Here is an 18,705-nt window from a genome sequence, read left to right as displayed (position 1 = left end):
TCCCCCACCGCATGAAAGCCATCGTCGTTCACCGCTTCGGCGGACCGGAGCAGCTGGAGCTCAACGAGCTGCCGCCGCCTGAAGGCGCGCTGCTCGTCGACATCGCCTACGCCGGCGTCAACTTCGTCGACCTGTACCAGTGCGAGGGCCGCTATCCCGGCGTGATGCTGCCGCTGCAGCCCGGGCTCGAAGGCAGCGGCCGCATCGCGGCCGCGCCGGCCGGCAGCGGCTGGCAACGCGGCGACCGCGTCGCCTTCACCACCGGCGTGCAGGGCAGCTACGCCGAGCAGCTCGCCGTGCCCGCCGAGCACCTGGTGCGCGTGCCGGACGCCATCAGCTTGCGCGACGCGGCCGCCGCGCTCGAACACGGCTTGACCGCGCTGATGCTGCTGCACGATGTCGCCCGCCTCGCGCCTGGCGATGCGGTGCTGGTGCATGCCGCGGCGGGCGGTGTCGGCGGCTGGCTGGTGCAGTGGCTGAAGGCCCGTGGCCATCGTGCGTTCGGCACCGTCTCGTCGGACCAGAAGGCGGCCTGGTTGCGTGGCATCGGCGTCGAGCCGCTGCGCTACGACGCTGGCGCCGACTGGTGCGCCGAGCTGCTGCTGCGCACCGAGGGCCGCGGTGTCAAGGGGGTGTTCGATTCGGTCGGCGCCGCGACCTTCGAGGGCAGCCTGGCGGCGCTGGCGCCGCGCGGCCACCTGGTGTTGTTCGGCGCCGCGAGCGGCCAGCCGGCACCGCGGAGGTGCTGGCGCTGATGCAGAAAAGCCTGACGCTGTCGCGGCCACGGCTGCCGCACTACGTGGCGGACTCCGACACGCTGCGCCAGCGCGCCGCGCTGGTGTTCGACGCGCTCGCCGCCGGCACGGTGCAGCTGCGCATCGATCGCCAGTTCCCGCTGGCCGGCGCCGCCGATGCGCATCGCGCGCTGGCCGGGCGCGGCACGCACGGCAAGCTGCTGCTGGTGGTCGCGCCGGCGCTGGATCGAATCTGTTTCCCTGACCCGAAAGGATCCCCATGAGCGCACTGTCCCGTCGCCTGGCCGAGCTCGGCCACACGCTGCCCGCCGTTGAACCGCCGGTGGCCAACTTCCTCACCAGCCTGCAGGGCGGCGAGCTGCTGCTGACGGCCGGGCAGATCGGGCGCGTCGGCGCGGCCAAGGCCGGACCGGTCGGCGCCGGACTGTCGGTCGAAGCGACGCGCGACGAGGCGCAGCAGGCCGCGCTGCATCTGCTGGCGGCGATCGATGCGGCGCTGGACGGCGCCAGCGAGCGCATCGAGCATGTTCTGCGCCTGGGCGTCTTCATCGCCGCGGCCCCCGGCTTCGACGCCCACAGCCGCGTCGCCGACGGCGCGTCGGACCTGCTCGTCGCGGCGCTCGGCGAGCGCGGCCGCCATGTGCGCACGGCGATCGGCGTCGCCAGCCTGCCGGCCGGTGCGGCGGTCGAGGTCGACGCGCTGCTGCGTTTGCGTCCTGCCAGCGAAAGTACGCGGCCATGATCGGATCAGCCGAGCTGCAGACGCTGCGCGCGGCGACGCCCGGCTTGAGCGACGCCGTGCACCTGAACCATGCCGGCGCGTCGCTGATGCCGCAGGCCGCGCACACGGCGATCAGCGATCACCTGCGGCTCGAGGCGCGCTGCGGCGCGATGGACGCCGAGGCCGCGGTCGCGCCGCGGCTGCAGGCGCTGCGCGACGGCGCGGCGCGGCTGTTGAACGCCCGCCCCGACGAGATCGCGCTGGCCGGCAGCGGCTCGGCGGCCTTCGGCGCGGCGTTCGCTGCGCTGCCGCCGCTGCGCCCGGGTGACCGCATCCTCGTCGGGCGGCAGGAATGGGGCGGCAACCTGGCGACCTACGAACGTGCCGCGCAGCGCGCTGGTGCGCGCGTCGAAGCGATTCCCTGCCGCGACGACGGCAGCGTCGATGCGCAGGCGCTCACCGCGCTGATCGACGAGCGCGTGAAGCTCGTCTCGCTGACCTGGCTGCCGGCCAATGGCGGCCTGATCAACGATGCCGCGGCGATCGGCCGCATCACGCGTGCTGCCGGCGTGCCCTATTTCATCGATGCGGGCCAGGCGCTCGGCCAGCTGCCGATCGACGTCGAGGCGCTGCAATGCGACATCCTCAAGAGCGCGTGCCGCAAGCACCTGCGGGGGCCGCGCGGCACGGCGCTGCTGTACGTGCGGCGCGGCTTGCTCGAACGGCTCGATCCGCCGTGGGTCGACGTGCTGTCGGCGCCGTGGTCGCCCGACGGCTCGCCGCTGCGCGACGACGCACGGCGCTTCGAGACCAGCGAGCAACCGGTGGCGCTGTGGCTCGGGCTCGAACGATCGATCGAGCTGGCGCTGGCGATCGGCGTCGAGCGCATCGCAGCGCGCATCCAGTCGCTCGCGTCGCAGCTGCGCGAAGCGCTGCGGCGGGTACCCGGTGTGCAGCTGTGCGACCTCGGCAGCGGCACGCAATCCGGCCTGGTCTCGTTCACCGTCGACGGGATCGATGCGATGCAGGTCAAGGCCAGCCTCGCAGAGCAAGGCATTCGTGTCGGCGCGAACGGCGTGCGCTACACGCCGCTCGACGTGCGCGCGCGCGGCCTGGACAGCATCGTGCGGGTGTCGCTGTCGACCTTGAACGATCAGCAGGACATCGAGCAGTTGCTGGCCGCGACCGCGCGCCTGACGTCTCACGTCTGACCGCGCGCTGCCGCGCAGGTCACGGCGTCGGAATGTCCGGCACCGTCGGCACGTTGATCCCGCCATGGCCCTGCAGCAGGCCCTGGTGCGCCGGGGCCAGGAAGGGGAAGCGGCTCAGGTAGTCCTTGTCGTTGACCTCGACCCCCTTGGCCAGGCCGGCGGCCGGGTTGCCGGCGACGATCAGGCTGATCAGCACCGTGTTCACGTTCACCTGGTTGCGGTTCGGCGCCGTGCCGCCGCCGAGGCGGCGGCCGTTCGGGAAGCTCGAATCGATGGCCGCGTCCAGCGTGATCACGTCGCCGGTGAAGCCGTCGGCCACCGGAATCGGCCGGCCCAGGTTGATGGCGTTGACGATGTCCAGGCGCGGGCCCTTCAGCGTGTTCACCGCGGACTGCGGCACGCCCAGCGCGCGGTAGATGCCCAGCGCGTCGGCGTTGCGCACCAGCACCGGGAACAGCACGTCGGCGCCGAAGTTGGTGATGTCGCGCTCGGGGCCGGAGCGCAGGTACAGCGTGTGGCGCTGCGTGCCCACCAGGCCGGCATTGAACAGCGGCAGCCCGTTGCGGCCGACCTGCACCCAGTCACCCGCGCCCTTCAGGCCGGTGATGGCGTTGGCCATGTCGACCGTCTGCACGCGCTGGCGGTTGATGCTGGAGTGCACCCGCAGCAGGCTGTCGGTGGAATTGGCCACCAGCGTGCCGTTGTGCGGGATGCCGCCGGGGAACAGATCGGTGATCGGCACCTCGAGCGCGATCGAGAAGACGTTGAAGCCGGTGAACACGTCCTTGCCCGGCGGCCGGCGCGCACCGGGGATGCCGCCCAGGTCGTCGCGGTTGAGGTTCACGAGATCGAAGACGCCCTTCTCGTCGAGCTGGTAGGGATCGTCGAACTGCCCGGCGATGACGCGCCCGCCGTTGGCCAGTGAATGGATGAAGCGGTCGACGAAGCTCTGGTCGTACAGCCCCACTTCGCGGCTGGTGGCGTCGCCCGAGTCGTAACCCTGGAACGTGCCGAGGCCGTAGATCAGGCGGTCGGTCTGCGGGCCGTGGTTGTTGGGCAGCACCGGCAGGTTGTCGGCCAGCACCGTGGTGCGGGTCGGGTCGGCCTCGTCGATGGGCATCGGCCGGCCCGAGCGCACGATGCGGGTGACCTTCATCGTCTCAGTGCCGCCGGTCAGCTGCCACAGCAGCTCGTTGCCGCCGCCCAGCGGATCGCTCGGGCTCGGCGCCGCTTCGGGCACCAGCGTGTTCTTGAACTCCACCCGATAGACCACGCGGTCGGCCAGGCTCGTGCCCATGCCGATGTGGAACTGGTAGCGGTAGCCGTTGCACGCGCGCAGACCCTGGTTGCCCTGGCCCGGCTCGTGCAGCGGGTTGAAGTTCATGATCAGGTACAGCTTGTCGTGCGCGCCCGGCTTGACCCAGGCGTAGGTGTCGGTGTTGTCGGCGCAGGGTTCGTTCAACACGGCCAGCGCCTCGCGGTGGCTCGATGCCTGCGCGGCAATGCCGGTGGCGGCCAGCGCGAGCGCGGCGATGCGGCGAATCCAGCGTCGCGGGTTCTTGCGGATCGGAGTCATGGATTCAGTTCCTCGAGAAGGTTGATGCCGCAGCCTCCTAACGCGGAAGCTGTGCGTGCGCACTGCCCGGGCTCGACGAACCGTGGGCCGTGGTTGCTGCTGTACGCGGCGCCTGCGGCGGCGGATGCGGCGGCGCGGCGGAATTTCCGCACCCCCCACGTCCGTGGGGGGATCCATGCCGCAGCGCATCCGGTGTGCGGCCGCCGTGCGTATCACCACCCGCCATCGAGCCGGACAGGGGTGTCGGTTGGTGGCGCCTTCATCCACACATGCGGCCGGCCCGGCCGGCTGACGGAGCAACCATGAAGCGAACTCTGAGAACCGCATTGGCGGCGGCAGCCGTGGCAGCGGGCAGCGTCTCGGCCTGGGCCGCGAACGTGTCCTTCACCGGCAACCTGGCGGGCGACAACGACGTGCAGACCTTCAGCTTCACGCTGGCCACCACCGCCGACGTGACGCTGCGCACCTGGTCGTATGCCGGCGGGATCAACGCGGCGGGCGACACGATCGCCGCCGGCGGCTTCGATCCGATCGTCAGCCTGTTCCTGGGCAACGGCATCGGCGCGATCTTGCTAACGTCCAATGACGATGACCCCAGCGTGGCCACCGATCCCGCGACCGGCTCGGCGCTGGATGCGCTGCTGGCGGTCACGGGCCTGCCCAGCGGCACCTACACGGTGGCGCTGAGCCAGTTCGCGAACTTCGCCATCGGGCCGACGCTGGGCGACGGCTTCCTCGGCGCGGGCAACACGGGTTTCGACGGCCGCAGCGCCGCCTGGGCGCTGGACATCCTGGGCGTCGACGCCGCGGTCAGCGTGCCCGAGCCGAGCTCGCTGGCGCTGGCACTGCTGGCGCTGGCCGCCGCGGCAGCGGGCGCCGCGGCAGGCCGCCCGGCCGGGCGGCGACGGACCGGACTGGGCTGACGCCGCCTTGATCCGCTCGGGCGGCTGGTGCATCCTTCGCCGGCAGCGCCGAGAAGGAGGCCGAGGATGCGCCATTCGACCTGTGTCTCGCAGGCACTCGCATGGGCGGTGGCCTTGCAGGCGGGCAGCCTGGCAGCGCAATCGATGGTCGAGGAAGACGAGCTGTCGATGGCCTTCGGCGACCGCTCGACGATCAGCATCGTGACCGGCCGCCCGCAGCCGCTGCGCCGCGCGCCGGCCGTGGCCACCGTCATCACGGCGGCCGACATGGCCGCGATGGGCGCCGTCGATCTCGATGAAGCGCTCGAAGCCGTCCCGGGCATGCATGTCAGCCGCAGCGTGCAGGCGTATGCGCCGCAGTACCTGATTCGCGGCATCCACAGCGATTTCAACGCGCAGACGCTGGTGCTGCAGAACGGCGTGCCGATGACGACGCTGTTCTTCGGCAACCGCGGCAACGTCTGGTACGGCCAGCCGGTGGAGAACATCGCGCGCCTCGAAGTCATCCGCGGCCCCGGCTCCGCGCTCTACGGCGCCGACGCGTACGCCGGCGTCATCAACATCGTCACCAAGACCGCCGCCGAGACGCCCGGCATCGAGCTCGGCGCGCGCGCAGGGTCGTTCCGCAGCCGCGATGGGTGGATGCAGTACGGCGGCAAGCTCGGCGAGCTGGACGTGGCGGCCTACCTGCGCGTCGGGCGCACCGAGGGCTGGCGGCGCACCGTCGCGGCCGACGCCCAGACCCTTCTCGATTCACTCTTTGGAACGCGGGCGAGCCTGGCGCCGGGCCCGGTCAACACCTTCTACGACGCGCTCGACGGCAGCCTCGACCTGGCCCGCGGCAAGCTGCGCCTGCGTGCCGGCTACAAGCTGCGCGACAACGGGGGCGTGGGGCCGGGCGTGGCCAGCGCGCTCGACCCGGTCGGCCGGGCCAGGACCGTGCGCGCGACGACCGATCTCTCCTGGAGCGATGTCGAGATCGCGAAGCACTGGCGCGCGGATTTCAGTGCGAGCACCCTGTACCACACGCAGCAGTTCCCGCAGCCCTTGCAGCTGTTCCCGCCCGGCGCGTTCGGCGGCGCGTTCCCCAACGGCATGTTCGGCGCGCCGAACCTCTGGGAGCGGCATGTCCGGCTGTCGGCGGTGGCCACGTATGCCGGGTTCATCCACCACCAGCTGCGGCTCGGCGCGGGGCACGACGACCTCGACCTGTACCGGACACAGGAGCTCAAGAACTTCAGCTTCATCAGCTCGGGGCCGTTCGCCGGCCTGCCCACGCCGACGCCCGGCGCCGCGGTGATCGAGTTTCCGGTGGCGGACTCGTTCCTCGCGCCGCAGCGCCGCAGGCTGAGCTACTTCTACGCGCAGGACGAATGGAGCTTCGCGCGCGACTGGACGCTCACCGCAGGCGTGCGACACGATCAGTTCTCGGACTTCGGCGGCACCACCAATCCGCGCGTCGCGCTGGTCTGGGATGCGCGGCTGGACCTCACGGCCAAGCTGCTGTACGGGCGGGCATTCCGCGCCCCGTCGTTCATCGAGCTCTACAGCATCAACAACCCGGTGAACCGCGGCAATCCGAACCTGCGGCCGGAAACCATCGAGACGCTGGAAGCAGCCCTGGCATGGCACGCAAGGCCCGACACGCGGGTCAACCTGAGCCTGTTCCGCTACGACATGGGGCAGATCATCCGCCTGTCGGAAGCGAGCCTGTTCAACAACACCGGAAGCCAGCGCGGCCGGGGCGCCGAAGTGGAAGTGAACTGGGATGCGAGCCGGGCATGGCGCATCGCCGGCCACTACGCCTTGCAGCGCTCGATCGACACGGCCAGCGGCCGGGATGCCGGCCATGCACCGCACCACCATCTGTTCATCCGCTCGGACGGGCGCTTTGCCGGAGGCTGGCTGCTCGGCGCGCAAGTCAATCACGTGGCGGGCCGCCGGCGCGCAGCCGGCGATGCGCGGCCGGCGATCCGCGACTACACGACGCTTGACATGACATTGCGCAGCGGCCGCAGCAGCCTCGGGTGGGAAGTCACCGCCTCGGTGCGAAACCTGTTCAACGCCGACGTGCGTGAGCCGTCGCTGGCGCCCGGGCTGTCGATTCCCAACGACCTGCCGATGGCGCCGCGCTCGTTCTACCTTCAGACGATGTATCGCCCGTAGCGGCGCCGGGGGCCGGCGCAGCGCTGGCGCAGTACCAGCGCTGCTGCGAGCTGCTCGAGGGCGATTGGGGTGATGCGGCGACGCCCGCCGCCTTCAGCCGGCCAGCCGTGCCAGGAAACGCGCGCGATGGTCGGGCCAGTCGGCCAGGCTGTCGGCCAGGCGCGCGGTGGTCTGCTGCACGCTCGCGGCCAGCGCTTGTGCATCGTGCGGCAACGCCGCACTGGCGAGCAGCGCACGCTGCAGCTCCAGGGCCTCCAGCGCCGGCATGCGGCCGGCTTCCAGCGCGGCGCGCGCCTGCTGCCAGTCGGCCTGTGCCACCTCGCCCAGACGCTGCTGGGCCGCCAGCCGCACGGCCCAGATCAGCGCCAGCAACTCGACGTTGGGCACCGCGTCGCGCCACGGTTCCAGGCTGGCCAGCGCGGCGCGGGCGTCACCTTCGGCGAGTTGCAACTCGGCCTCGCGCAGCGCCAGCGTCGCGCGATCCTGGGGCTCCTCCAGCGTCGCACGCAGACGGACCTCGGCCAACAGGTGCCGCGACAGCACCGGGTTGCCGGCGCGCGTCTCCAGGAAAGCCTGGTTGAACGCCACCTTGACGCCCAGGTAGGCCATCTGATCGGTGCCGCGGCCGGCCAGCCGCTGCAGCAGCGCGCGGCCGCGGTCGAAATCGCCCAGGAAGACCAGCAGGTCCAGCACCGCCAGCACCGCGTACTGGAAGGCATGCGGCTCCGGCTCGCGTTCGGCATCGGCCAGCACCTGCTCGGCGATGGCCAGTGCCGGCCCGAGCTGTCCGAGCACGCTGTGGCCATGGAAACGCGCCTGCAGCAGGCTCTGCCGCGTGCGCGGCCGCGCGAAAGCGGGCGACAGTCGCCAGGCTTCGTCGGCCAGCGCCAGCACCCGCCCGACCTCACCGCGGTCGGCGTGGATCTTGATCAGGTTGAGGATGACGTCGCGTTCCTGTTCGATCAGGTGCATCTCGGCGGCCATCACCCGAGCCCGTTCCAGCTCGGCCCAGGCGGCGTCGACCTCGCCGAGGATCATCAGCAGGACACCGGTGTGGTGGTGGCCGATGACGCTGCCGCGCCGATCACCGTGCGCCTTCGACAAGGCCGTGGCCTGGCGCACCAGCGCGAGCGCGCGCAGCGGGTTGCCTCGCTGGTACTCGATCATGGCCAGCGTGTCGAGCAGCGCGAACTGCTCCAGCGGGCCGCTGGCGGCCAGGTCCAGCGCCGCCTGCAAGGCCTGCTGCGCGTCATCGATGCGCCCGAGCTTGACCAGCGCGTGGCCGCGCACGCGCAAGGCCTTGGCGCGCAGAGCGGCGTCGCACGGGCCGGCGAGCAAGGCATCGATGCGCAGCAGCGCCGCCGCGGCGCGCTGCAGATCGGCCTCGAGCTCGGCCACCGCCAGCAGCATCGGGCCGCTCTCTTCTGACGCTAGGCCGGCGCTGACCGACAGGCCGTCGAATGCGCTGATGCGCTCCAGCGCCCCGGGTCCGTCGCCCAGATCGGCCTGCACCTGGGCGCAGCGCAGCTGCAGCTGCAGCGCCTGCCGCGGCGTGGGCCCGTCAGCCAACGCGGCCTGCCAATGCTCGTGGGCCTGCGGGTTGGCGAACAGGCGCCGCGCAGCGTCACCCGCCGCCAGCCGCAGCGCGACCGCGCGTGCCGGTTCGCCGCCGGACTCGAAATGCACCGCCGTCTGGGCCGGGTCGGCATCGGTCGCAACGGCTGCCAGCGCCAGGCGGCGGTGCACCAGGCGCCGGCGCTCGGGCGTCAGCGACGCTTCCAGCGCCTGCCGCACCTGGTCGTGCGCAAAGGCGAAACCGCCTGACTCGTGTTCGCGCAGCAGCTGAGCAGCCACCGCTGCCTCGATCGCCAGCACCACCGCCAGCTCCGACAGCGCGCAGGCCGGCGCCAGCAACAAGGGCGCGAACGGCTCACCGGCCAGCGCCGCCGCTTCCAGCACCCGCACACTCGCCGCGCCCAGACGCTGGACGCGGCCGAGCACGGCTTCGCGCACGCTGGCCGGCACCGGCAGCTCGTGATAGTCCTGCATCGCATCGTCGAACGGCGTGTACCAGACGCCACCGGCGTCGGCGGCCAGCCACTGCTGCTCGGCCAGGTGGCGCAATGTCTCGGCGATGAAAAACGGGTTGCCGGCGGTGGCCTGGCGCAGCCGGGCAGCAAACCGGTGCGGGCCGCTGGCACCGGAAAGCAGGCGCACGAGATCGAACACTGCCGCCTCGTCCAGCGGCGGCAAGCGCAGCGTCAGCGCCTGCAGCCCGTCGGTCAGCCGGCCCATAGCCTCGGGCGCCAGCTCGGGCCGCAGCACCACGCATTCGCGCGCACCGCGGCAACCGAACTCGCGCCGGCGCTGAGCGACGAAGGCCAGCAGGCTGTGGCTGGCGGTGTCGGCATGGTGCCAGTCGTCGAGCACGACAGCGTCGAAGTTCTCGCCCGCCAGCAGCTGCCAGCCCTGCGCGCAGGCCTCGAAGAAGCGGTTGTGTTCGTCGCCGGAGCGGATGGCCGGCGGCGGAACCCCCAGCTCGGGCAGCAGACGCGCCAATTCGTCGGCGACCCAACGCGGCACGCCGTCGAGCACCGGTGCCGGACCTGCCAGCGCCCGCAGGGCGCGCGTGAAGGCGGCGTACGGCACCTCACTGTCGCCCGGCCGGCAGCGGCAGACGGCGTAGGGGCCCTGCGCGGCCACGAAGTCCAGCACCAGCCGGGTCTTGCCCAAGCCGCCCTCGCCTTCGACCAGCACTGCATTGCCGGTGCGCCAGGCGCCTTCGAGCCAGGCCAGCTCGGCTTCGCGGCCGACGAATGGCAGGATCTCGGGCAGCAGCGCGGCCGGGCCGGCGACCGCCGGGGGCAACGGCCGCGTCTGCGGCGGCAACTGCTGTGGCATCGCGGCGCCGCCGCGCAAGGCTGCCAGCAGCGCCTCGGTCTCGGCCATCGGCTGCAGACCCAGCTCCTGCTGCAGCAGGCTGCGGCAGCGCGTGTACTGCGCCAGCGCCGCCTCGCGCTGGCCGCAGGCGGCCAGCAAGCGCATCGCATCGCGGTGGCGCTGCTCCTGCAGCGGGTCTTCGGCGAGCAGCGTCTCGATGCGCTGCAGCGCGGCAACAGCGTTGCCGCGCGCTTCATGCGCTTGCGCCGAGGCTTCCAGCGCGCGCTGGCGCAGGCGTTGCAGGCTCTCGCGCTGCTGGGCCAGCCACTCGTCGAAGGGCGCTGCGTCATCGAGCACCAGGCCATCGGCGAGCGGGCCACGCCACAGTGCCAGCGCGTCGTCCGGCCGGCCGTCGGCGAGACCGTGCTCGAACACCCGGCTGTCGATGACGAGCTCGTCGGCCGGCGCCAGCATGTCGCCATCGGCCGCCACGGCGTCGGCCGCGCCGGCGTCGCGCAAGCGGGCCAGTTCGCGCCGCAGGTTGCGCCGACCGGTACTTTCGTCGAGCTCGGGCCACAGCAGCGCCGCGATGCGCAGGCGCGGCTGCACGCCGCCGCGCGCCAGCAGAACCAGCAGCGCCTGGGTCTTCTTGACTGTCAACGGCAGCGGCCGGCCATCGCGGCGCAGCGCCATGGGGCCGAGCAGTTCGAGCGCCAGCATGGGGCGATCATGCCAGCGGGTGCGCAGTCGCAGGCCATCGACTGCCTCACTCCTTGCCACTTCCCGGTGCGGACTTCGGCGCGCAACTCAGCGTCGGGTTCCATTCCACCGGCCGCCACGAACGCCCGATTCGGGCCAGCGTTGCGCTGACGCCAACGGGACGGAACCGAACATCAACCCCGGCGGCGCCACGGCCGGCCGGCCAGCAGGCCCAGCCCGGCCAGCGCCAGGCCCAGCGAAGCGGGCTCCGGCACGGGCTGCGGCACGGGCACCATCGAGTCGCGGTAATCGGTGCCCGAACCGGAGCTGACGCTGTAGTCGGACAGCGCTACGCCATTGAGCGAGACGCTGTTGATGCCGCCCCAGTACAGCGAGTGGGCCAGGTCGTACGACGCGCTGGGCAGGCCGGTCGACGTCTGGCTGTAGCCGACCTGCGCGGAGGCCGTGAGTTCGACGAGCAGCTGCGAGGCGATGCCGAACTGAAACGTCCCCGTCCCGCTGAACTCGCCGAACGGGCTGCCGATGTACGCGCCACCGAGCTCGGCGCCGTTCTGCCTGCCGCGGGCGGAAATGTCGTAGGCGCCACCGCCGAGGTCGGCATCGAGTTGCCACCTTGCCACGGTGCCGCCTTCCGAACCGGCGGCCAGCGACCCGTCGACCATGATCGAAAAGATCAGCGTACCGAAGGTGCCGGTGGGGACGCCCGGGGCGGTGATCAGGACCTCGTCGCGAAAGCTGCCCCGGGATATGGTGTTCAGCGAACCGAACGCCTCACCGGAGAGCTTGACCACGCCCCAGTCGACGTACGTCATGCCAGCGCCACTGGAGTTGCCGCCACCGGTCGCGCTGCCGCTGAGACTTGCCGCACCGGACTGGTTGCTGACCACTTCGTGGAACGGGCCGCTGCCACCGATGAAGCTGGGCGATACCACCACCTGCGCCGTGTTCACGATCGCGGCCTGTACGCCAGCCCCGCTGACCGCCAACGCAGTGAACAGGGCGCCGCACAGGATTGCGGCGGGCCGGGCTCGTGCCCGCCGTTTCGAAGCGTCCCGACCCAGGGCTTGGGCAGGCCGAACCAGGACGCCGGCGCAAGCCGGCAAGCAGTTTTTGAACATCAGTTACTCCGGTGGATACGAAAACGAGCCGCACACCCACCTTGGGCCGGGCCGTTGCCGCGGCGTTGCCGCGCGAAGAGGCGGATCAGGGTGCCGCGGTCGCCCCGATCCACCGCAACTGCGAGACGCCGATCAGGTAGGGCGCGGTGCCGGGGCCATCCACGAAGCCCTGAAGTGACCCCAGCACCGCGTTCTCGCCTGCGCTGTGTCTGATGCGGCAGGCCACGCTGGCGAGGCCCGCCTCGAGGCTACTGAGCCTCAAGGAGGTGAAGCAGTGCCGGCCTGGCTCGAGTGTCACGGGTGTCGCTCCGCAGGTTGACGGCTCGTAGATTGCACCGCTCGAGCTGTCGAAGCGGTATTGGCTGAGGGTGACCGGGCTGGCCGAAACGTTGGCCACGGTGCACACGTACCAATTGCCTGACCTCAGCGGTTCCGAGACCAGGATGCGTATGGCCTGGGCCGGCGGCGGTGGGGTCTGGACTTGCGCGGCGGCGTGGCCGCCGGCCAGCGATCCCACCACGGCGGTGGTGGCGAGGGCGATGAGAGTCGGTCGCATGAAGAGTCCTTTCGTCGGTGGGTGCACAGAGCTGATCAAGGGGCCGCGGTGAATCCCACCGACTGCAGCCGCGAGACGCCCATCAGCGACGGCGCGCCACTGGGTTGGGTCCCGAAACCCTGCAAGGACCCTTGCACCGCGTTTTCGCCCCCGGTATGCCTGATCCGGCAGGCCACCGTGAAGAGGCCTGCAAAGGGGCCGTTGAGAGGCAACGTGGTGCTGCAGTGTTCACCCGGGTCAAGCGTCGTCGACATGCCGACATTGCAGGTGGTCGGCTGGGTGATCGGGCCGTCCAGCGTGTCGAAGCGGAACTGGCTGATCGTGACCGGATTGGCCGAAACGTTGGCCACGCTGCAGGTGTACGAGTTGCTTCCCATCAGCGGCGCCGAGTACAGGATCCGCGGTTGCGGCTGGTACTGGGCGACGGCGTGGCCGCTGGCCAGCCCGCCTGCCGCAGTGGCGGCGGCGAAGGCGAAAGCAATCAGTCTCATGGGGGCTCCTCGGGGGTAGCAGGAATGCCCCGAAGGCTAGGCGTGGGCCGTTGCCGCGCCGTTGCGGCCGTCGGCGCCTCGCCAGAAGTAGAAGCACGAAGGCCGGCAACAAGCCGGCCTTTTGCGTTGTCAGTCGCCTCGACGGCGGCTGCGATCGATCACCACTCGCGCAACTTGCTCCGCAGCCGCGCAATGCTCTGGCTGTGCAGCTGGCACACACGCGATTCGGTCACGCCGAGCACGGCAGCGATCTCCTTGAGATTCATGTCGTGCTCGTAGTACATGCTCATCACGTACTGCTCGCGTTCGGGCAGGTTCTTGATGGCTTCGACCAATGCCTCGCGCATGCGATGGTCGTTCAACAGCGACAGCGGGTTCGCGGTCTCGTCGGCGGCGATGTGCCGGTCGAGGTAGTCGTCGTCGCCGTCGTCGCCGCTCATGTCTTCCAGGTAGACCAGCTGCGTGCCGCGCACCTTGCCCAGCAGTTCCTGGTAGTCGGCGAGCGTCAGGCCCATTTCCTTGGCGATCTCGCTCTCGTTCGGCGCGCGGCCGAGCTTCTGCTCGAGCTTGTGCACCGCCGATTCGATCGAGCGCTGGTGGCGGCGGTCGCCGCGGCTCATCCAGTCGCTGCCGCGCAGCTCGTCGAGCATCGCGCCGCGGATGCGCTGGGTGGCGAAGGTCTCGAACTGCACGCCCTGGCCCGCATCGAAGCGGGTCAGCGCGTCGGACAGTCCGATCATGCCGACCTGGATCAGGTCGTCGATCTCGACGTTCGCGGGCAGCTTGGCGATCATCTGGTGCGCGAGGCGGCGGACCAGCGGGCTGTACTGCTTGAGCATCGCGTTGGCGTCGAGGCGGCCTTTGGCGGTGTACATGTTGTTCAGGCTCCGGGAGGTCAGTTCGCGTGCGCAGCGGACCAGCCGCGCGCCACCGGCAACGCGCGCGCGGCCGGATCGGGATGGTGGAAGGAGGCGTCGGCGTGGCCGTGCTCATTGAGCTGGCCAGCGGCCAGACGGCACAGCGCCGGCGGCACCGGCTCATGCGGATCGCTGGTCGGGTCGGCCAGCGCCCAGTCGGCGAGCGCGGCACCGAGGAATCGGTCGGCGCAGTCGGCCAGGCTGTCGGCGATGCGCGGCACGCGCGGCGAGGCGCCGTCGGCCGCGATCACCAGGTCGAAGGCCAGCACCGACAGGCGCTGCGCCAGCAATTTCATCGACGCATAGGCATGCGTCAGGCTTTGCGGCGCATCGGCGGCCTGCAGGATCGGGCGCGGCATGCGGCGCGAGAACAGGCGGGCGATGTCGGACGCGCCGGCATGCACCAGGATCACTTCGGCGCGCGGCGCGGCATCGGCCAGCGCGGCGAGAAAGCCGCCGGTGGTGCCGCGCGCATCGAGCCAGCGCATCGGCAGGCCGCGCGCGGCCAGGTAGGAGACGCTGCCGGAGAGCTTCTCGATGCAGGCCGACAGGTCGACCTGCGCCAGCTCGTGCGCCGGGCTCGCGGTGTCCGCGGCATCGACGACCAGCGTGTGCAGCCCGGCTTCGCCGAAGGCCGCGCACAGGCGTTCCATCGCCACGCCGCCGAAGGCGACGTGCGGGTTGTGCACCAGCGGCACGAAGCGCTGGCGCGAGGCCGCGAACAGCTGGCGCAGGCCGTGGGCCTGGTCGAACGGTGCGTGGCGGGGGGGGTTGTTCAAGTCGCGCATTCGGGACGGCTTGTTATTCGTGCTTGTGGTTCGGAAGCGTTCGAGATGACTTGGAAAGTGAGCGTCAGGCGTGCATCGCTGCCGCGCTGCTGACCGCATGGCGGCCGGCGAAGATCAGGTTCACTTCGGCGGCGTCGAGGCGCCACGACGAACCGCCACCGCCGCGCAGCGCACGCTGCACCAGCGCCTGGGCTGAAAGACGGTGCCAGTCTTCAGGCACGCGCTGGCCGTTGGCGACGCCGACGACCTTGGCCTTGTGACGGATCAGCGCGTCGAGCGCCGGCCCGAGCTTGACGGCTTCGTCGAGCTTGCTGATGACGACGCCGCGGCAGGTGGAAGCGCCGTAGGCGGCCATCACGTCCTCGACCGTCTCGCCTTGCGCGGCCGCATTGACGACCAGCAGCTTCTGGATCGAGCGGTGCTGCAGCATCTCCATCAGCTCGCGGGTGCGGGCGTCGCGCTGGGCCATGCCGGCGGTGTCGATCAGCACCAGCTTCTTGGCGGACAGCAGGTCGAGAAGATCTTCAAGGGATGCTCGGTCGTGCGCGGTGTGCACCGGCACGCCGAGGATGCGGCCGTACGTACGCAGCTGTTCATGCGCGGCAACGCGGTAGGCGTCGAGCGTGATCAGGCCCAGGTTTGCTGCGCCGTGCTTGGTCGCGAAGGCGGCGGCGATCTTGGCGGTCGACGTGGTCTTGCCGACGCCGGTCGAGCCGATCAGCGCGTAGACGCCGCCCTGGTCCTCGATCGGCAGCTCACCTTCGTCGGTGATGACGTTGCGCTCGAGCACGCTGGCGGCCCAGGCCATCTCGTCGGTGGCATCGGCGGGCAGGCTGGCCACCAGCTTGCGGATCAGCGCCGGCGACAGGCCGCTGTCGAGCAGGCGCTGCGACAGCTCGGCCTGGCGCGGGTTGCGCTGCAGCTTTTCCATGAAGGCCAGCATGCCGAAGCGCTCTTCGATCAGGTGACGCATCGAGCGCAGCTCGCCCATCATCTCGCTGCGGTCGCGTTGCGCGGCGGCATGGGTGGTCGGGTCGATGCGGATCGGCTCGGGTTCGGCGAACTGCACTTCGTCGCGAAGCACCGGGATCTCGCGGCGCGGCGCGGCGGTCGGCGCAGCGGCGCGGCGCACCGGCGGCGCTTCGGGCGCCTCGGACAGCATCGGCGCGCCCTGGTCCATCTCGGCCTGCCGGCGCTTGAGCATGCGTTCGCGCACATAGTCCTGGAAGGTCAGCGTGCTCATGCCCAGCGCCTCGACGTCGTTCTCGACCGATTCGGCGCCGGCGAACTGCGGCTCGACACGTTCACGCGCGGCGCGCTGCGCCAGCGGGGCCTTGCGCTGCGGCGCCACTTCCTGGCGCAGCACGGGGATCTGGTGCTCGACCTGGCGCGCATTGCGCAGGTCGACGGCGGCACCGGCGGAGCCGGCGACGGAATTGGCAACCCGCGGCGCGCGCGGCTCGGCCGAGGCCCGCACGGTGGGCGCGCTGGCGGCGGCTTGTTCGATCTGCTGCAGGCCGTCCGGCGCCATCGCCAGCACTTCGACGCCTTCGGCGCCGGGGCGGGTGGAGAGCACGACGGCGTCATCGCCGAGCGCCTGGCGAACGAGCGCCAGCGCGTCACGGGATGTCTTGGCGGTAAAGCGCTTCACGTTCATGCTGGAACTCCAGAACTGGTCTGCATTGCGTTACGCCATTGTTCCCGGGTGACTGCGAAACCTAAGGCCGATAAGCGAGGAGAAAACCGCCCTAGTCCTGCGCCGGAGTCCATCAACCGGCCTGGCCGATGATCGAGCCGATGCGGATCGAATGCGTCTCCGGAATCTCGCTGTGGCCCAGCACCTTCAGGCGCGGCGCGGCGCGCTTCAGAAGCCGGGCAATCGGCGCGCGGATCAGGTCCGGCACCAGCAGGCAGGCCGGGTGGCCGAGGTTCTCGGCGCGCATCGCGGTATTGGCGGCTTCGCGCGTCAGCGTGTCGGCCACACCGGGGTCCAGCGCCGCGCCGTGCGGCGAGGTCAGCGCCTGGGTGATCAGGCGCTCGAGCTCGGGCTCCAGCGCGATCACGTCGAGCTCGCGCGTAGGCCCATAGATCTGCTGCACGATCACCGGCGCCAGGTGGATGCGGATGCGCCGCGCCAGCTCGCCCGGATCGGTCACGGTGCTGGCGTGCTCGGCCAGGCACTCGACGATCGAGCGCATGTCGCGGATGTGCACGCCCTCTTCCAGCAGCAGCTGCAGCACCTTCTGCACCGCGGCGATGCCGACCATCTTCGGAATCACATCCTCGATCAGCTTGGGCGCCAGCTTGGTGACGTGCTCGACCAGCGCCTGCGTCTCGACGCGGCCCAGCAGCTTGCCGGCACTCACCTGCATCAGGTGCGACAGGTGGGTGGCGACGACGGTCGAGCAGTCGACCACCGTGAAGCCGTTCATCTGCGCCATCTCGCGCTGGCGCTCCTCGATCCACACCGCAGGCAGGCCGAAGGCCGGATCGATGGTCGCGGTGCCGGGCAGCTTGATGGTCGCGCCGCCCGGGTTGATCGCCAGCAGCATGCCCGGATAGGCCTCGCCCTCGCCGACCACGGCGCCGCGCAGCAGCACGCGGTAGACGCTGGGCTTGAGCTCCAGGTTGTCGCGGATGTGCACCGGCGGCGGCAGGAAGCCGACCTCCTGCGCGAACTTCTTGCGCACGCCCTTGATGCGGCTGAGCAGGTCGCCCGAGCGCGCCTTGTCGACCAGCGCGATCAGCCGGTAGCCGACTTCCAGGCCCAGCGTGTCCACCGGCTGCAGGTCGTCCCAGCTGGCCTCGGCGTTGGCCGGCGGCTCGGGGCGGGTCGACGGCGGCGGCGCCTCGGCGGCCTTCTTCGCCTGCACCGCCATCCACCAGGCGCCCCAGCCGATGCCGGCGGCGATCGTCAGGAAGACGATGTGCGGCATGCCCGGGATCAGGCCGAGCGCGCCGAGGATGCCGGCGGTGATGGCCAGCGCCTTCGGGCTGCCGAAGACCTGCTTGCGGATCTGGCTGCCGACATCGGTTTCCTTGCCGACGCGCGACACCACCATCGCCGCGGCCACCGAGATGAGCAGCCCGGGGATCTGCGCCACCAGCGCATCGCCGACCGCCAGCAGGATGTAGCTCTCGGCGGCTTGCGAAGCCGACAGCGAGTGCTGCGCGATGCCGATGATGAAGCCGCCGACGATGTTGATGACCAGGATCAGGATGCCGGCGATCGCATCGCCGCGCACGAACTTCGACGCACCGTCCATCGAGCCGAAGAATTCCGCTTCCTCGCCGACCTCGATGCGCCGGCGCTTGGCTTCCTTCTCGTCGATCAGGCCGGCGTTGAGGTCGGCGTCGATCGCCATCTGCTTGCCGGGCATCGCATCCAGCGTGAAGCGCGCACCGACCTCGGCGATGCGCTCGGCGCCCTTGGTGACGACGATGAAGTTGATGACGACCAGGATCGCGAAGACGATCAGCCCGACCGCGAAATTGCCGCCGATCAGGAAGTGGCCGAAGCTCTCGATCACCTTGCCGGCTGCCGCCGTGCCGGTGTGGCCCTCGAGCAGCACGACGCGGGTCGAGGCGACGTTCAGCGACAGGCGCAGCAGCGTCGTCACCAGCAGGATGGTCGGGAAGGCCGCGAAGTCCAGCGGCTTGATCATGTTGGCGGCCACCAGCATCACCATCAGCGCCAGCGCGATGTTGAAGGTGAAGAACAGGTCGAGCGCGAAGGCCGGCAGCGGCAGCACCATCATCGCGAGAACCATCACGATGAACAGCGGCGCCATCAGCGCCTTCAGCACGCCCGCCTTGGGACCGATCAGCGACTGCAGTTGAGCCATGAACGCATTCATGGCCGCGATTGTTCCGGGTCGACCGG

Annotated in this window: 15 protein-coding genes; 6 read left to right on the top strand and 9 right to left on the bottom strand. The window is 70.7% G+C overall.

Translation table 11 applies throughout. The features are described 5' to 3' along the window. Positions 1–11: 11 nt before the first annotated feature. Genes HLB44_RS25235 through HLB44_RS25225 form a run of 4 tightly spaced genes read left to right on the top strand, consistent with a single transcriptional unit; the run spans position 12 to position 2,687 of the window. Positions 12–755 (top strand): zinc-binding dehydrogenase, encoded by a 744-nt coding sequence (locus tag HLB44_RS25235; RefSeq protein ID WP_246312468.1) that lies wholly within the window; start codon positions 12–14, stop codon positions 753–755. After that, a complete protein-coding gene (locus HLB44_RS37425; protein WP_246312467.1) occupies positions 755–1,018 on the top strand; it encodes a zinc-binding dehydrogenase in 264 nt (87 codons plus the stop codon). Before HLB44_RS25235 ends, HLB44_RS37425 begins: the two co-directional genes overlap by 1 nt. Continuing rightward, positions 1,015–1,497 carry a RidA family protein gene (locus HLB44_RS25230; protein WP_173129111.1) on the top strand — a complete coding sequence of 161 codons (483 nt, stop codon included), beginning with the start codon at positions 1,015–1,017 and terminating at the stop codon, positions 1,495–1,497. Before HLB44_RS37425 ends, HLB44_RS25230 begins: the two co-directional genes overlap by 4 nt. Then, complete coding sequence (locus tag HLB44_RS25225; protein ID WP_173129108.1) at positions 1,494–2,687, top strand: aminotransferase class V-fold PLP-dependent enzyme; 1,194 nt, start codon at positions 1,494–1,496, stop codon at positions 2,685–2,687. The genes HLB44_RS25230 and HLB44_RS25225 overlap by 4 nt, the downstream gene beginning before the upstream one ends. A gap of 19 nt (positions 2,688–2,706) precedes the next feature. On the opposite strand, the gene HLB44_RS25220 is transcribed toward HLB44_RS25225, so the two are convergent. Then, positions 2,707–4,263 (bottom strand): DUF4331 family protein, encoded by a 1,557-nt coding sequence (locus tag HLB44_RS25220; protein WP_173129105.1) that lies wholly within the window; start codon positions 4,261–4,263, stop codon positions 2,707–2,709. Positions 4,264–4,565: 302 nt separating this feature from the next. On the opposite strand from HLB44_RS25220, the gene HLB44_RS25215 reads away from it, so the two are divergent. Together HLB44_RS25215 and HLB44_RS25210 are read left to right on the top strand one after the other, a co-directional pair. After that, positions 4,566–5,186 carry a DVUA0089 family protein gene (locus tag HLB44_RS25215; RefSeq protein ID WP_173129101.1) on the top strand — a complete coding sequence of 207 codons (621 nt, stop codon included), beginning with the start codon at positions 4,566–4,568 and terminating at the stop codon, positions 5,184–5,186. A 66-nt stretch (positions 5,187–5,252) separates the two neighbouring features. Continuing rightward, positions 5,253–7,352: a TonB-dependent receptor plug domain-containing protein gene (locus HLB44_RS25210; protein WP_173129098.1), complete on the top strand. Its 2,100-nt coding sequence runs from the start codon at positions 5,253–5,255 to the stop codon at positions 7,350–7,352. A gap of 93 nt (positions 7,353–7,445) precedes the next feature. On the opposite strand, the gene HLB44_RS25205 is transcribed toward HLB44_RS25210, so the two are convergent. The 8 genes from HLB44_RS25205 to flhA form a co-directional block, all read right to left on the bottom strand. Then, positions 7,446–10,952: an ATP-binding protein gene (locus HLB44_RS25205; protein ID WP_173129095.1), complete on the bottom strand. Its 3,507-nt coding sequence runs from the start codon at positions 10,950–10,952 to the stop codon at positions 7,446–7,448. A gap of 173 nt (positions 10,953–11,125) precedes the next feature. Beyond that, the gene (locus tag HLB44_RS25200; protein ID WP_173129092.1) at positions 11,126–12,070 is read right to left on the bottom strand and encodes a PEP-CTERM sorting domain-containing protein; all 945 of its coding nucleotides are present in this window, start codon (positions 12,068–12,070) and stop codon (positions 11,126–11,128) included. 85 nt (positions 12,071–12,155) lie between these two features. Next, positions 12,156–12,626, bottom strand: coding sequence for a hypothetical protein (locus HLB44_RS25195; RefSeq protein WP_173129089.1), 471 nt, complete (start codon positions 12,624–12,626; stop codon positions 12,156–12,158). 35 nt (positions 12,627–12,661) lie between these two features. Continuing rightward, positions 12,662–13,117, bottom strand: a complete 456-nt coding sequence (locus tag HLB44_RS25190) for a hypothetical protein (protein ID WP_173129086.1) — start codon at positions 13,115–13,117, stop codon at positions 12,662–12,664. 158 nt (positions 13,118–13,275) lie between these two features. Further along, positions 13,276–13,992, bottom strand: coding sequence for an RNA polymerase sigma factor FliA (locus HLB44_RS25185; RefSeq protein WP_173129082.1), 717 nt, complete (start codon positions 13,990–13,992; stop codon positions 13,276–13,278). A 20-nt stretch (positions 13,993–14,012) separates the two neighbouring features. After that, positions 14,013–14,813, bottom strand: a complete 801-nt coding sequence (locus HLB44_RS25180; RefSeq protein WP_173129079.1) for a MinD/ParA family ATP-binding protein — start codon at positions 14,811–14,813, stop codon at positions 14,013–14,015. A 73-nt stretch (positions 14,814–14,886) separates the two neighbouring features. Continuing rightward, entirely contained in the window at positions 14,887–16,479 is a 1,593-nt protein-coding gene (flhF, locus tag HLB44_RS25175; RefSeq protein WP_173129076.1) for a flagellar biosynthesis GTPase FlhF, read from the bottom strand. Positions 16,480–16,591: 112 nt separating this feature from the next. After that, complete coding sequence (flhA, locus tag HLB44_RS25170) at positions 16,592–18,679, bottom strand: flagellar biosynthesis protein FlhA (protein ID WP_173129073.1); 2,088 nt, start codon at positions 18,677–18,679, stop codon at positions 16,592–16,594. Between the last annotated feature and the right edge of the window lie 26 nt (positions 18,680–18,705).

This window comes from Pseudaquabacterium terrae (genome assembly GCF_013266755.1).
GTDB classification, from domain to species: domain Bacteria; phylum Pseudomonadota; class Gammaproteobacteria; order Burkholderiales; family Burkholderiaceae_C; genus Pseudaquabacterium; species Pseudaquabacterium terrae.
The sequence above is the reverse complement of the archived record's forward strand: the minus strand, read 5'-3'. Positions and strand labels throughout refer to the sequence as shown.

Excerpts from the sequence above, each read along its gene's own strand:
- HLB44_RS25235 (WP_246312468.1), top strand. The coding sequence starts at position 12 with ATGAAAGCCATCGTCGTTCACCGCTTCGGCGGACCGGAGCAGCTGGAG.
- HLB44_RS37425 (WP_246312467.1), top strand. The coding sequence starts at position 755 with ATGCAGAAAAGCCTGACGCTGTCGCGGCCACGGCTGCCGCACTACGTG.
- HLB44_RS25230 (WP_173129111.1), top strand. The coding sequence starts at position 1,015 with ATGAGCGCACTGTCCCGTCGCCTGGCCGAGCTCGGCCACACGCTGCCC.
- HLB44_RS25225 (WP_173129108.1), top strand. The coding sequence starts at position 1,494 with ATGATCGGATCAGCCGAGCTGCAGACGCTGCGCGCGGCGACGCCCGGC.
- HLB44_RS25220 (WP_173129105.1), bottom strand. The coding sequence starts at position 4,263 with ATGACTCCGATCCGCAAGAACCCGCGACGCTGGATTCGCCGCATCGCC.
- HLB44_RS25215 (WP_173129101.1), top strand. The coding sequence starts at position 4,566 with ATGAAGCGAACTCTGAGAACCGCATTGGCGGCGGCAGCCGTGGCAGCG.
- HLB44_RS25210 (WP_173129098.1), top strand. The coding sequence starts at position 5,253 with ATGCGCCATTCGACCTGTGTCTCGCAGGCACTCGCATGGGCGGTGGCC.
- HLB44_RS25205 (WP_173129095.1), bottom strand. The coding sequence starts at position 10,952 with ATGCTGGCGCTCGAACTGCTCGGCCCCATGGCGCTGCGCCGCGATGGC.
- HLB44_RS25200 (WP_173129092.1), bottom strand. The coding sequence starts at position 12,070 with ATGTTCAAAAACTGCTTGCCGGCTTGCGCCGGCGTCCTGGTTCGGCCT.
- HLB44_RS25195 (WP_173129089.1), bottom strand. The coding sequence starts at position 12,626 with ATGCGACCGACTCTCATCGCCCTCGCCACCACCGCCGTGGTGGGATCG.
- HLB44_RS25190 (WP_173129086.1), bottom strand. The coding sequence starts at position 13,117 with ATGAGACTGATTGCTTTCGCCTTCGCCGCCGCCACTGCGGCAGGCGGG.
- HLB44_RS25185 (WP_173129082.1), bottom strand. The coding sequence starts at position 13,992 with ATGTACACCGCCAAAGGCCGCCTCGACGCCAACGCGATGCTCAAGCAG.
- flhF (WP_173129076.1), bottom strand. The coding sequence starts at position 16,479 with ATGAACGTGAAGCGCTTTACCGCCAAGACATCCCGTGACGCGCTGGCG.
- flhA (WP_173129073.1), bottom strand. The coding sequence starts at position 18,679 with ATGAATGCGTTCATGGCTCAACTGCAGTCGCTGATCGGTCCCAAGGCG.